Raw genomic sequence first — 13,845 nt, 5'->3', positions numbered from 1 at the left:
GGCACTGGCGGGGTGGTTCCAGGCCATACCTATTGCGAGAAAGCCCGGAGCCATTCGTCCAGAGCCGGCTTGCGCAATGCCTCGGCTTCTTCCTCGGTGTAGAACAGGGTCTTTTCGGGGCGGGGCAGGTTGCGCATGACCTCGGGCCATTCTTCCCGCGGCAGCTTGGCGGGCATCGACCAGTTGGCCAGCGGGATCGTCCGCTGGAATTCCGGTGTCAGGATCCAGTCCATGAATTCCTGCGCCAATTCCGGCTGATCGGTCGATTTCACCTGCGCGGCAAGTTCGGCCATGAAGTAGTGCCCCTCGGGAAAGATCGCCGCATGCTTGGTCATGTCGTCCTCGGCCTTGATGTGATAGGCCGGAGAGGTTGTGTAGGACAGCACCATGTCCGCCTCTCCATCGGTGAACATGCCATAGGATTCCGACCAGCCCTTGGTCACGGTCAGCACCTTGGGGGCCAGCTTGGCCCAAGCTTCCGGGGCTTTGTTGCCATAGACCGACTTGACCCACAAGAGCAGGGCAAGGCCGGAAATCGAGGCGCGGGGATCCTGGATGACGATCTTCAGATCCTCCGGCGCGTCCAGCAATTCGTCGAAGCTGGCGGGCGGGTTCTTCAGCCGTGTCTCGTCATAGATAAAGGCCGTCTCGCCCCAGTTATAGGGCAGGAAGATCTCGTCGCTCCACTCCACCGGCAGCGAGAGATCCGAGATATCCTGCCCATGCGGCGCGAACAGGCCCGAGGCGCGGGCGCGCGCAGTCACATCGGTATTCAGGCCAAAGACGATATCGGCATCGGTGCCTTCGCCCTCCATCAGGATGCGGGGCAGGATGTCGCCGGTGACGAATTCCAGGTCGCAGTCGCAGAACGCCTCGAAGCCTTCCTCGATCTTGGGTCCCGGCCCCCATTCGCTGGCTATGTAATCGCCGGCATAGACGGTCAGCACGGGCTTGTCCTGTGCAAATGCCGGGGTAGCGGCCAGCAGTGCCACGGCAATCATGCGGATTTTCATCGCCGAGCCTCCTCTTTTGCGGTGTCGAAAGAAAGGGCAGCGAAACCTTCCCTCCGCCGGGGTCAACCGGATCAGGTTCAACGGGTCCGCGATCACGCGTCTCAGCCCGAACAGGCCCCCCGAGGTATCCGGGCAGCATAGTATGCCCGCTGCACTTCGCAAGGTGAAACCGTGGTTTCCAATGCGTGCGCAGGCGGCTAGAAACAGCCCCACGAGGGATAAGAAGGACCGGCATGAGCGATCAGCCCACCCCGATGATGGCGCAATACTTGGCGATCCGCGATGCGAATCCGGGCGCGCTCCTGTTCTATCGCATGGGCGATTTCTACGAGATGTTCTTCGAGGATGCCGTGCAGGCTGCCGCCGCGCTGGATATTGCCCTGACCAAGCGCGGCACCCATCAGGGAGAGCCGATCCCGATGTGCGGCGTGCCGGTCCATGCCGCCGAAAGCTATCTGCTGACGCTGATCCGCAAGGGTTTTCGCGTCGCCATCGCCGAGCAGATGGAGGACCCGGCAGAAGCCAAGAAGCGCGGCAGCAAGTCGGTTGTTGCCCGGGACGTCGTGCGGCTGGTCACACCGGGCACCCTGACCGAGGAATCGCTGCTGGAAGCACGGCGGCACAATTTCCTTGCCGCCTATGCACAGGTGCGGGAAGAGGCGGCCCTGGCATGGGTCGATATCTCGACCGGCGCGTTCCAGGTGATGGAATGTCCCCTGCCGCGTTTGTCCCCCGAACTGGCGCGGCTGGCACCGCGTGAACTGCTGGCGGCGGATGGCGCCGGGCTGGATGAACTCGCCGCCGAGGCCGGGGCGGCGCTGACCGATCTCCACGCCAGCGCATTCGACAGCACGGCGGGCGCCCGGCGGCTCTGTGCGCTCTACGGGGTCGAAACGCTGGACGGGTTTGGCAGCTTCACCCGCGCCGAACTGTCGGCCATGGGCGCGATCGTCGATTACCTTGAGATGACGCAGAAGGGTAAGCTGCCGCTGCTACGGCCTCCGGTTCGGGAACGGGCAGGCGGGGCGATGCAGATCGACGCTGCGACAAGGCGCAACCTCGAACTGACACAGGCGCTGTCAGGAGGGCGCGAGGGGTCGCTTCTGGCCGCCATCGACCGCACTGTGACTGCCGCCGGTGCGCGGTTGCTGGAGCGTCGTGTCAGTGCCCCGTCCCGTGACCTGGCGCTGATCCATGCACGGCAGGACGCGGTGGCGCAGCTTGTCGACGATGCCCGGCTTTCCACCGATCTGCGCGAGGCGCTGGCGCGGGTCCCCGATATTGACCGGGCGCTGTCACGGCTGGCGCTGGAACGGGGCGGGCCTCGCGATCTGGCGGCGATCCGGGCTGGGCTGACACAGGGGGCGGCGATTGCCGAACGCTTGCCGGAGGATGCAGCAGCGGTGCTGTCCGATGCGGCCCGCAACCTGATCGGCCATGACGAATTGATCGACCTACTGGATGATGCGCTGGTGGCCGAACCGCCCCTGCTGGCCCGCGATGGCGGCTTTGTCGCGCCCGGCTACGACGAGGATCTGGACCAGACCCGCAAGCTGCGCGACGAGGGGCGCGGGGTGATCGCCTCGATGCAGGCCGAATATGCGGCGAAGGCCGGGGTTCAGAGCCTGAAGATCAAGCATAACAACGTGCTGGGCTATTTCATCGAAACCACGGCGACCCATGCCGAGAAGATGATGAAACCGCCCTTGTCGGAAACCTTCATCCATCGCCAGACCACTGCGAACCAGATCCGCTTTACCACCGTCGAGTTGTCGGAACTGGAAACCCGCATCCTCAACGCCCGCGACCGCGCGCTGGAGATCGAACGCGAGATCTTCGCCCGCCTGCGCTCTGCCGTGCTGGACCGGGCGGCGCAGATCGGACAGGCCGCCCGTGCGCTGGCCGAGATCGACCTTGCCGGTGCATTCGCTGATATCGCGATGAGCGAGGGTTGGACCCGTCCCCGTGTCGATGACAGCCGCGCCTTCGTGGTCGAAGGCGGGCGGCACCCGGTTGTCGAGCGGGCGCTGAAACGGAAATCGGAAAGTTTCGTCGCCAATGACTGCGCGCTGACCGAGGGCGATACTCCGGCGATCTGGTTGCTGACCGGACCGAACATGGCCGGGAAATCGACCTTTCTGCGGCAGAACGCGCTGATCGCGGTGCTGGCGCAGGCAGGCAGCTTCGTGCCCGCCCGGCGGGCCCATATCGGCATGGTCAGCCAGTTGTTCAGCAGGGTGGGTGCCGCCGACGATCTGGCCCGGGGGCGCTCGACCTTCATGGTCGAGATGGTCGAGACGGCGGCGATCCTGAACCAGGCCGACGACCATGCGCTTGTCATCCTTGACGAAATCGGGCGTGGGACGGCGACATGGGATGGGCTGTCCATCGCATGGGCGGTGATGGAGCATCTGCACGAAGTCAATCGTTGCCGTGCGCTCTTCGCCACCCATTATCACGAGATGACCGCGCTGACCGCGAAGCTCGACGGGATCGAGAATGCCACCGTCGCGGTGCGTGAATGGGAAGGTGACGTGATCTTCCTGCACGAGGTCCGCAAGGGCGCAGCCGATCGCAGCTATGGCGTGCAGGTCGCGCGTCTGGCCGGGTTGCCCGCCAGTGTCGTGGAGCGCGCGCGCCAGGTGCTGGACGCGCTGGAATCCGGCGAACGCGAAGGCGCGGCACGTCCGGCTGCATTGATCGACGATCTGCCATTGTTCCGCGCCGCGCCTCCGGCCCCGGTATCTGTTAAGGTCAGGGAATCGCCGCTGGACGAGCGGCTGAAGGATGTGCATCCCGACGGCCTGTCACCGCGCGATGCACTGGACCTGATCTATGAACTCAAGGCCCTGACCGGAGATTTGTCATGAGCTACAACACATTCGGCCGTGAATTCCGGTTCACCACCTGGGGCGAAAGTCACGGTCCTGCGCTTGGCGCGACGGTGGATGGCGTGCCCCCGGGAGTGCCCCTGGACGAAGGCTTCATTCAGAAATTCCTGGATCGCCGCCGCCCCGGCACGTCGAAACACACCACGCAGCGCAAGGAGGCCGATCGGGTCCGCATCCTCTCGGGTCTGTTCGAAGGGCGCACGACCGGCACCCCGATCCAGCTAATGATCGATAATACCGATCAAAGATCAAAGGATTACGGGGAAATCGCCAGCAGTTTCCGCCCCGGTCATGCCGATATCACCTATCACCTGAAATACGGGCTCAGGGATTATCGCGGCGGCGGCCGCTCCAGCGCGCGGGAAACGGCGGCGCGGGTTGCGGCCGGGGGCGTGGCGCAGGCGGTGCTGGCCCATCTGCTGCCGGGGCTGAAAATTACCGGTTACATGGTGCAGATGGGTGAGATGCGGCTGAACCGCGGCAATTTCGATCCGAACGCGATCCCCGATAACCCGTTCTTCCTGCCCGATGCCACGGCGGTTCCGGCGTGGTCGGATTACCTCGATGGGGTGCGGAAGGGTCAGAACAGCGTCGGTGCTGCCGTCGAAATTCTGATCGAGGGCTGTCCTCCCGGCCTTGGCGCGCCGGTCTATGCCAAGCTGGACACAGATCTGGCCGCGGCGATGATGTCGATCAATGCGGTAAAAGGCGTCGAGATCGGCGAGGGCATGGGCGCGGCGAGCCTGACCGGCACCAATAATGCCGACGAGATCCGGATGGGCAATGACGGGCCACTGTTCCTTTCCAATCATGCCGGGGGAATCCTTGGCGGGATTTCGACCGGGCAGGAGATCGTGCTGCGATTCTCGGTCAAACCGACCAGTTCCATCACCACGCCTCGGCGCACGATCAACCAGCGTGGTGAAGAGATCGATCTGATTACCAAGGGCCGCCACGATCCCTGCGTGGGTATCCGTGCCGTGCCGGTTGCCGAAGCCATGGCGGCTTGCGTCATCCTGGATCATCTGCTTATGGATCGGGCTCAAACCGGGGGTATTCGCGGCGAGATCGGCTGACCGCACTGAGTGGCAGCCGGTGACGGGAAGTGGCCCTGCTACTCCGGGGCGTAAACGTCAAGCGGGCTCCGAAAGTGCCGGTGCTATATGTCCGGCTGACCGGAAATGAAGTTCAGCACCTCTTCCAGCGAGGGGATCGCATCGCCGGCCCCGGCCCGGGTTACCTTCAGTGCTGCGGCGGCCGAAGCCAGCCGAAGTGCTTCGGGAATCGTGTCGCCGCGATCCAGTGCCGCCGCGAAATAGCCCGCGAATGTGTCTCCTGCGCCAGTCGTATCCACCGGATCGACCGGGAATGCCGGGTGATGCCAGGTTTTGCCGTCCTTCAGATCGCGATACTCGACGCCCTCGGCGCCGCGCGTGATCAGCAGGCCCTCGACGGGCGGATCCCCGGAAATCGCGGCGAAAAGCTGGTCTGCCTCGCCCGCGTTCATGGCAAGGATCGAGACATGCGGCATCACTTTGCGCAGTGCCTCCAGATCGAATGGGGCAGCGGAATAGATCACCCTTGCCCCGGCGGCGCGGGCGATTTGCGCGGCTTCGGCCTGGCAATTGGTTTCGTTCTGGATCAGCAGCGTGTCGTTCGAGGTCAGTGCCCGCATCGCCCCGGTCAGCGCTTCGACGCTAAGCGCGCGATTCGCGCCGGGATGGATGATGATCGAGTTTTCCGCGGTCGAATCGAGCAGGATGATGGCGTGACCGGTCGCGGTATCTGCAAGCCGCAGGATATTGCCGGTGCCGACGCCCGCGGATTGTAGCCGATCGATCACCCAATCATCGCCTTTGCCCATCGCGCCAAGATGCTGCGTGGCGGCGCCTGCCAGCGCGGCAGCGATGGACTGGTTTGCCCCCTTTCCACCCAATCCGGTGGAAAAGCTGCTTGCGGCAAGCGTCTCACCCGGGCGTGGCAGATGCTCCATCCGGTAGACATGGTCGATATTGATCGAGCCCAGATTCCATATCGCCATCACATGGCCTTTCTTCTTTCCGGTATGTGACTGATGCGATCCGGCCTTGTCCAGTAATGAAAACGCGCCCCAACGGGGCGCGCCTGGTTCATTCCCGCGTATAGACAGGATCAGTTGTCGATCTTCTTGCCCTTGTGGGGCGCCCAAAGCCGCTTGTTGGTAAGATACAGCAAGGCCGTCAGGACGATCAGGAACAGGACCGAAACAAGACCGACCTGCTTGCGGTCCATCAGCTTGGGTTCCGCCGTCCACATCAGGAAGGCCGACACGTCGCGGGCCATCTGATCGACCGTGGCCGGGGTGCCGTCCTCATAGGTGACCAGATCATCCGAAAGAGGGGGCGGCATGCCGATATAGCCGGTCGAGAAGGCGGTGTTCTCGTAAAGAACCGTACCGGCCTGTTCCATCTCTTCACCGGTATAGCCGGTGAGAATGGCGTGGATATATTCCGGACCGCCGATACCGTTGAACAATTGGCTAAGACCGGTGCCGTAAGGGCCGTGGAAGCCCGCGCGCGCCTTGGCCATCAGCGACAGATCCGGGCCCATGCCATCACCAGTGACGGTGGGGAAATGGTCGGTTGGCAGGCGCGGACGCTCTTCCTGGGTTTCCTCGTCGATGATGGTCATGTTGGCGGCATAGGCGCGCACCTGATCCTCGGGCAGGCCGGGGCCGCCTTCGTCATGCAGAGTGCGGATCGGAACGAATTTCATCCCATGGCAGGCCGAGCAGACCTCGGTATAGACCTGAAGACCGCGCTGCAGCTGGAACTGGTCATATTTGCCGAACGGACCCTCGAAGCTGAAATCGATATCCTCGATATGACCACCATGGCCACCGCCCTCGGCTTCGCCATGACCTTCCTCCGCCGACGCCCCTTCGGCATGCCCGGCGCTTCCGCCTTCCTCTTCGGTGGCCGCTTCTTCCGAGGCGGCTTCCTCTTCCGCCGGTTCCCCGGTGGTGGCTTCTGCCTCTTCGGTTTCGGCTGTGGGTTCTTCCGCAGCTTCCTGCCCGGCGGCAGGCTCTTCGGTGGCCGCTTCTTCCGAGGCGGCTTCCTCTTCTGCCGGTTCCCCGGTGGCGGCTTCTGTGTCTCCAGCTTCATCTGCGGGAGCTTCAGCAGCTTCCTGCTCGGTGGCAGGCTCTTCGGTGACCATCTCTTCCGAGGTAGCTTCCTCTTCCGCCGGTTCCTCGGCGTTGGCTTCTGTCTCTCCGGTTTCGGCTGCGGGTTCTTCCGCGGCTTCCTGCCCGGCGGCAGGCTCTTCGGTGGCCGTCTCTTCCGAGGCGGCTTCCTCTTCCGCCGGTTCCCCGGTGGCGGCTTCTGTGTCTCCGGCTTCATCTGCGGGAGCTTCAGCAGCGCTATCCTCCGCCGTCGGGGTTTCGGCGGCCGTATCGCTTTCCGGAGTCGGCTGCGTCTCAACTGGCTGTTCGGCCGGCGCAGTGGTGGTGTCGGCCTCTTGCGCCAGCGAATAGCCGGTTGCGAAGATGGTCAGGGCCGCAACAGCCGTGAGCGTCTTGGTTCTCAGGGTCATTGATGGCTCTCCTTACTCGGCCGGATGCGCTTTGGCGCCATAGTGATCGTTGAAATCCTCTTCGATGGTCGCGGGCATCGGATCGGGTTTCTCGATCACGCCGAGCAGCGGGAGGATCACCAGGAAATAGGCGAACCAGTAAGCCGCGCCGGCCAGAGCGATATAGGGGTAGATCCCCTCGGGCGGCTGTGCGCCAACCCAGGTCAGGATCACGAAATCGACGGCCAGCAGCCAGAACCACCACTTGAACTGCGGACGATAGCGGCCCGAACGGACGCGGCTGGTATCCAGCCATGGCACCAGCGCCATGACCAGGATCGCGCCGAACATCGCCAGAACGCCGAAGAACTTGGCGTCGATGATGCCGAAGGACAGGAAGTTGACCAGTTGCACCAGCCAGACATCTGCCGTGAAGGCCCGCAGGATCGCGTAGAAGGGCAGGAAATACCATTCCGGCACGATATGCTCGGGCGTAGCGAGTGCATTCGCCTCGATATAGTTGTCGGGGTGGCCCAGATAGTTGGGCATGAAGCCGACGATGGCAAAGAACACCACCAGGATCACGCCAAGCGCGAACAGGTCCTTCATCACGAAATAAGGCCAGAAGGGCAGGGTGTCTTTCTCGGCCTCTTCCTTCGAGGTCCGGCGCACCTCGACCCCGGTGGGATTGTTGTTTCCGGTGGTGTGGAAGGCCCAGATATGCACGATTACCAGCGCCGCGATGATGAAGGGCAGCAGGTAATGCAGTGAGAAGAAGCGGTTGAGCGTCGCGTTGTCCACTGCCGGACCGCCCAGCAGCCAGGTCTGGATCGATTCGCCGATGCCCGGTATCGCGCCGAACAGCCCGGTGATCACGGTCGCGCCCCAGAAGGACATCTGGCCCCAGGGCAGCACATAGCCCATGAAGGCGGTTGCCATCATCGCCAGGTAGATCAGCATGCCGATGATCCAGGTAACCTCGCGCGGGGCCTTGTAGCTGCCGTAATAGAGGCCGCGGAAGATGTGGATATAGACGGCGAAGAAGAACAGCGAGGCGCCGTTGGCGTGCAGGTAGCGCAGCATGTAGCCGCCATTCACGTTGCGCATGATATGCTCGACGCTGGCGAAGGCCAGATCGACATGCGGCGTGTAATGCATCACAAGGACGATGCCGGTGACGATCTGCAGTCCAAGGCAGAAGGCCAGAACGATGCCCCAGATCCACCACCAGTTCAGGTTCTTCGGCGTGGGGATCATCAGCGTGTCGTAGATGATGCTGACCACCGGCAAGCGGCGGTGGAGCCAGCGCTCAAAGCCCGATTTGGGCTCGTAATGGTCGTGTGGAATACCGGCCATGTGGTGCCCTCCTCAGCCCAGCTTGATGGTTGTTTCGTCGACGAACTCGGCGACGGGAATATGCAGGTTCTCGGGGGCGGGGCCTTTCCGGATGCGCCCTGCGGTGTCGTAATGCGACCCGTGGCATGGGCAGAACCAGCCGCCGAAATCGCCCGCGCCGTCGCCGATCGGAACGCAGCCCAGATGGGTGCAGACACCGATCATCACCAGCCATTCGCCGCTTTCGTCCAGCGAGCGATTCTCGTCGGTGGCGGCTTCGTCCGGCTTGTTCTCGTTCTCGGCGTTCTGGTCGATCAGTTCGCCCAGTTCCACGGCCCGCGCCGCCTCGATCTCTTCCGGGGTCCGGCGGCGGATGAATACGGGCTTGCCCAGCCATTTCACGGTAAGCTGGGTGCCGACCTCGACGCCACTGACATCGACCTGGATCGAGGACAGGGCCTGAACATCGGCCGAGGGGTTCATCTGGTTCACAAGCGTCCAGGCGGCGGCTCCGGCAGCCACCGTGCCTGCACCCGCCGTGGCGTAGTAGAGGAAATCCCTCCGGGTGCCTACGTGATCATCTGCGTGGGACACGGGTCATTCTCCAGTTCGGGCCATTTGCTTGGCCGATATGTCATTCCGGGTCGCGTTTGATCGCAACCTTCGCGTAGGCGGTTCTAGCGTTCAAATCCCCGTCAGTCCAGCGGGTAAGCCAAATCCGAAATACCTTCTGGCCCGCCCATGTTGGAAATTTGTCGCGTCTGATGGAAAGGCCCCTGCGCTGTTTTGTCGCGGCTTGTCGCCGCATTGGCAGCAAGGCCGGCATTTCCGGCATCACAGCAGACCTTCCGAACGAAAGCTGAGTTCGCGCGATCTGCCGATGATCAGGTGATCGTGGATAGTGATTCCCATGCTGTCGGCGGCACGGACAATCTGCGCCGTCATGGCGATATCGGAATCCGACGGGGTCGGATCGCCGGATGGGTGATTGTGGACCAGAATCAGCGCCGAGGCGTTGAGTTCCAGTGCCCGGCGGATGATTTCTCGCGGATAGACTGGGACATGATCGACAGTGCCGCGCGCCTGTTCCTCGTCAGCGATCAGCACGTTCCTGCGGTCCAGATAGAGCACCCGAAGCTGCTCGACCTCGCGATGCGCCATGCTGGTGTGGCAATAGTCCAGAAGCGCCTGCCAGCCCGACAGCACCGGCCGTTGCATGACCTTGGCGCGCGCCATGCGCTGAGCCGCGGCCTCGACGATTTTCAGTTCGGTGATGACCGCATTCCCCACTCCGTCGATTTCGGAAAGGCGTGTGGGAGATGCGGACAGGACGCGGTTGAAGTCGCCGAAATGATCGATGAGGCGGCGTGCGATCGGCTTGACATCCTGCCGTGGAATGGCGCGGAACAGGACAAGCTCAAGCAATTCGTAATCCGGCATCGCCGCTGCGCCGCCCTGCAGGAAACGTTCGCGCAGCCGGGCGCGGTGGTCGGAGATATAGGATGGTGTAGCTTTGCTGACCCGCGCCGATCTTGCGGAATTCGCGGCGCGGTGGTCCAGAACTGCCGGGTCGAACAGGGGCAGCGTTGTCGGTTCAGACGGTTGATTCATGTCCATACCCGGATCATGCGGGGATGGGATAAACAAAGCGCTAAAGGGGACGTCGAAACGCCCCCTGGTCAACGGGTCATGTCGTCCCAGAAGCCCTTGACCTTGTTGAAGAAGCTGGTCGATTGAGGGCTGTTGTCGACCTTCTCGGCCTCGAACTCGCGCAGAAGCTCCTTCTGGCGGGCGTTCAGATTTACCGGTGTTTCGACCACCAGTTCGATCAGCATGTCGCCTGCCTCGCCATTGGCGCCCGCCCCGTGGCGGAGCGGGGGCATGCCCTTGCCGCGCAGCCGCATCTGGCGTCCCGACTGGCTGCCGGCCGGTACCTTCACGCGAGAGCGGCCGCCATCGATCGTCGGCACCTCGACCTCGCCGCCCAGGGCGGCGGTTGCCATGCCGACCGGCACCTGACAGGCCAATGTCTTGCCGTCGCGCAGGAAGATCTCGTGCTCCTTCACCTCGATGAAGATATAGAGATCACCTGCCGGCCCGCCGCGCATCCCGGCCTCACCTTCGCCCGCAAGGCGGATTCGCGTGCCGGTTTCCACGCCCGCCGGGATGTTGACCGACAGGGTGCGGTCCTTTTCGACCCGGCCCGCGCCGTGGCAGGTCCTGCAGGGATTCTTGACGATCTGGCCCTGGCCACCGCATGTGGGGCAGGTGCGCTCGACCGTAAAAAAGCCCTGTTGCGCCCGAACCCGGCCCATGCCCGAGCAGGTCGGACAGGTCGCGGGCTGGGTCGCGCCTTCGGCCCCGGTCCCGTTGCATTCGCCACAGGCGACCGAACTGGCGACGGTGATCGTCTTTTGCAGGCCGCGATAGGCGTCTTCGAGCGATACGCGCAGGTTGTAGCGCAAGTCCTGCCCGCGTTGGGCGCGCGAACGTCCGCCGCCCGCATTGCCGCGCCGGCCCATCATGTCGCCGAAGAGATCGTCGAAGACATCGGCAAAGGCCGAGCCGAAATCACCTGGATGCGCTCCGCCGCGGCCACCACCAAAGCCGCCGCCCATGCCGCCATTCTCGAAGGCCTGGTGGCCGAACCGGTCGTAAGCCGCTTTTTTCTGTTCGTCCTTCAGGCAATCATACGCCTCGTTGACCTCCTTGAACTGGGCCTCGGCGCCGGGATTGTCCTTGTTGCGGTCAGGGTGGAGTTCCTTCGCCTTCGAGCGATAGGCTTTCTTGATCTCGTCTGTCGAGGCCCCGCGCTTGACCCCGAGAACATCGTAATAGCAACGCTTGGCCATGTTATGTCCTGTTTACTGACCCCCGGAATGCAGTCCGGCCCGCATTGGCGCGGGCCGGTCCAGGGATACGGCCCGGATCAGCCGCGTTTCTTGTCTTCGCCGAGATCCTCGAAATCGGCGTCCACGATATCCTCGTCGGCAGCGCGCGGCTCGTCATCGCTGCTGCCGCCGTCGCCATCGGCGCCGTCCTGCTGCGCCTTGTAGATGGCTTCGCCCAGCTTCATCGAGGCATCCATGACGTTCTGGATGCCGGACTTGATCTTGCCGGCGTCGTCCGATTTCACGGCCTCTTCCAGCGCGCCGATGGCCAGCTCGATCGCCTCGACGGTCGATTCGTCCACCTTGTCGCCATGTTCTTCCAGCGACTTCTTGGTGCTGTGGATCAGGCTTTCGGCCTGGTTCTTGGCCTCGACCAGTTCGCGGCGGCCCTTGTCGGCCTCGGCATTGGCTTCGGCATCCTTCACCATCCGCTCGATATCCTCGTCGGACAGGCCGCCCGAGGCCTGGATGGTGATGTTCTGCTCTTTGCCTGTGCCCTTGTCCCTGGCGCTGACCGACACGATGCCGTTGGCGTCGATGTCGAAGGTCACCTCGATCTGCGGCATGCCGCGCGGCGCGGGCGGAATGTCCTCCAGGTTGAACTGACCCAGCAGCTTGTTATCCGCCGCCATCTCGCGCTCGCCCTGGAAGACGCGGATCGTCACCGCGTTCTGGTTGTCCTCGGCGGTCGAGAAGATCTGGCTCTTCTTGGTCGGGATGGTGGTGTTGCGGTCGATCAGCCGGGTGAACACGCCACCCAGGGTTTCGATCCCCAGTGAAAGCGGGGTCACGTCCAGCAGAACCACGTCCTTGACATCGCCTTGCAGCACGCCAGCCTGAATCGCGGCACCCAGTGCCACGACCTCGTCAGGGTTCACGCCCTTATGCGGTTCCTTGCCGAAGAAATCGGTGACTTCCTGGAACACCTTGGGCATGCGGGTCATGCCGCCGACCAGAACCACCTCGTCGATATCGGACTTGGAAACACCCGCATCTTTCAACGCTTCCTGAACCGGTTTCATGGTCCGTTTGATGAGGTCGCCCACAAGGCTTTCCAGCTTGGCGCGGGTCAGTTTCATGACCATGTGCAGCGGTGTGCCGGAATCCTTGTCCATCGAGATGAACGGCTGGTTGATCTCGGTCTGGCTGGAGGAGGACAGCTCGATCTTGGCCTTCTCGGCAGCTTCCTTCAGGCGCTGAAGCGCCATCTTGTCCTTGGTCAGATCGACGCCATGCTCTTTCCTGAACTCATCGGCGAGGTAGTTCACGATCCGCATGTCGAAATCCTCGCCGCCGAGGAAGGTGTCCCCGTTGGTCGATTTGACTTCGAACAGCCCGTCGTCGATTTCCAGGATGGTGATGTCGAAGGTGCCGCCGCCAAGGTCATAAACCGCGATGGTCTTGCTGTCCTTCTTGTCGAGGCCATAGGCAAGCGCAGCCGCCGTCGGTTCGTTGATGATCCGCAGCACTTCGAGACCGGCGATCTTGCCGGCGTCCTTGGTGGCCTGACGCTGGGCGTCATTGAAATAGGCCGGGACGGTGATGACGGCCTGCGTCACATCCTCGCCCAGATAGCTTTCGGCGGTCTCCTTCATCTTCTGAAGGATCATCGCGCTGACCTGAGCGGGGGAGTAATTCTCGCCCTTCACCTCGACCCAGGCATCGCCATTGCCGCCATCCACGATCGAGTAGGGGACCAGTTTCTTGTCCTTCTCGACGGCTTCGTCGCCGATGCGGCGGCCGATCAGGCGCTTGACGGCGAAGACGGTGTTGGTGGGGTTGGTCACGGCCTGACGCTTGGCGGATTGGCCGACCAGACGCTCCCCGTCGGTGAAGCCGACGATCGAGGGGGTGGTGCGAGCGCCTTCGCTGTTTTCGATCACCTTCGGCTGGCTGCCATCCATGATGGCGACGCAGCTATTCGTGGTGCCGAGGTCAATCCCGATGACTTTGGACATGTATTTCTAACCTTTCTTGCGGCGATATGATGAGCCTTGGGTCCGTTATGGCCCCCGCGGCCCGATCCCTATGATTGATTCACACCCGGAACGAATCCGTGGCTTCGCGGCTGTATATAGGTGGGGAAAATGAGGCTGCAAGCAGGGAGTCGGGCCTTCTTGCCCCCGAAATTCGCAGAATTGTCACCAATTTCCCTTTGCATCGGCA

The 13,845-nt window shown here is 62.9% G+C and carries 9 protein-coding genes, 1 pseudogene and 1 riboswitch; of the genes and pseudogenes, 2 read left to right on the top strand and 8 right to left on the bottom strand.

Annotated elements, in window-relative coordinates:
• Positions 1 to 29: 29 nt before the first annotated feature.
• A complete protein-coding gene (locus C9E81_RS09670) occupies positions 30 to 1,013 on the bottom strand; it encodes a thiamine ABC transporter substrate-binding protein (RefSeq protein ID WP_122112116.1) in 984 nt (327 codons plus the stop codon).
• 31 nt (positions 1,014 to 1,044) lie between these two features.
• Positions 1,045 to 1,145, bottom strand: a riboswitch (TPP riboswitch).
• 101 nt (positions 1,146 to 1,246) lie between these two features.
• Between C9E81_RS09670 and mutS the strand changes: the two genes are divergently transcribed.
• Both mutS and aroC read left to right on the top strand, forming a co-directional pair.
• Positions 1,247 to 3,883, top strand: a complete 2,637-nt coding sequence (gene mutS / locus C9E81_RS09665) for a DNA mismatch repair protein MutS (protein WP_122112115.1) — start codon at positions 1,247 to 1,249, stop codon at positions 3,881 to 3,883.
• On the top strand, positions 3,880 to 4,980 hold the full coding sequence (aroC, locus tag C9E81_RS09660; protein WP_122112114.1) for a chorismate synthase: 1,101 nt from the start codon (positions 3,880 to 3,882) through the stop codon (positions 4,978 to 4,980). The genes mutS and aroC overlap by 4 nt, the downstream gene beginning before the upstream one ends.
• Positions 4,981 to 5,063: 83 nt before the next feature.
• On the opposite strand, the gene C9E81_RS09655 is transcribed toward aroC, so the two are convergent.
• From C9E81_RS09655 to dnaK, 7 genes and pseudogenes are all read right to left on the bottom strand, one after another.
• Positions 5,064 to 5,945, bottom strand: a complete 882-nt coding sequence (locus tag C9E81_RS09655) for a ribokinase (protein WP_122112113.1) — start codon at positions 5,943 to 5,945, stop codon at positions 5,064 to 5,066.
• Positions 5,946 to 6,055: 110 nt separating this feature from the next.
• A pseudogene (locus tag C9E81_RS23305) lies at positions 6,056 to 6,778 on the bottom strand (cytochrome c1); the annotation flags it as partial.
• Between the two features lie 708 nt (positions 6,779 to 7,486).
• On the bottom strand, positions 7,487 to 8,809 hold the full coding sequence (petB, locus tag C9E81_RS09645) for a cytochrome b (protein WP_122112111.1): 1,323 nt from the start codon (positions 8,807 to 8,809) through the stop codon (positions 7,487 to 7,489).
• A 12-nt stretch (positions 8,810 to 8,821) separates the two neighbouring features.
• A complete protein-coding gene (petA, locus tag C9E81_RS09640; RefSeq protein WP_122112110.1) occupies positions 8,822 to 9,382 on the bottom strand; it encodes a ubiquinol-cytochrome c reductase iron-sulfur subunit in 561 nt (186 codons plus the stop codon).
• Positions 9,383 to 9,622: 240 nt separating this feature from the next.
• Complete coding sequence (radC, locus tag C9E81_RS09635) at positions 9,623 to 10,405, bottom strand: RadC family protein (protein ID WP_166461869.1); 783 nt, start codon at positions 10,403 to 10,405, stop codon at positions 9,623 to 9,625.
• A 62-nt stretch (positions 10,406 to 10,467) separates the two neighbouring features.
• Positions 10,468 to 11,640, bottom strand: coding sequence for a molecular chaperone DnaJ (gene dnaJ / locus C9E81_RS09630; RefSeq protein WP_122112109.1), 1,173 nt, complete (start codon positions 11,638 to 11,640; stop codon positions 10,468 to 10,470).
• A 77-nt stretch (positions 11,641 to 11,717) separates the two neighbouring features.
• Positions 11,718 to 13,637: a molecular chaperone DnaK gene (gene dnaK / locus C9E81_RS09625; protein WP_122112108.1), complete on the bottom strand. Its 1,920-nt coding sequence runs from the start codon at positions 13,635 to 13,637 to the stop codon at positions 11,718 to 11,720.
• Between the last annotated feature and the right edge of the window lie 208 nt (positions 13,638 to 13,845).

This window comes from Paracoccus alkanivorans, from assembly GCF_003697785.1.
Taxonomy (GTDB): Bacteria; Pseudomonadota; Alphaproteobacteria; order Rhodobacterales; family Rhodobacteraceae; genus Paracoccus; species Paracoccus alkanivorans.
This window is presented reverse-complemented; position numbering and strand designations above follow the sequence as displayed.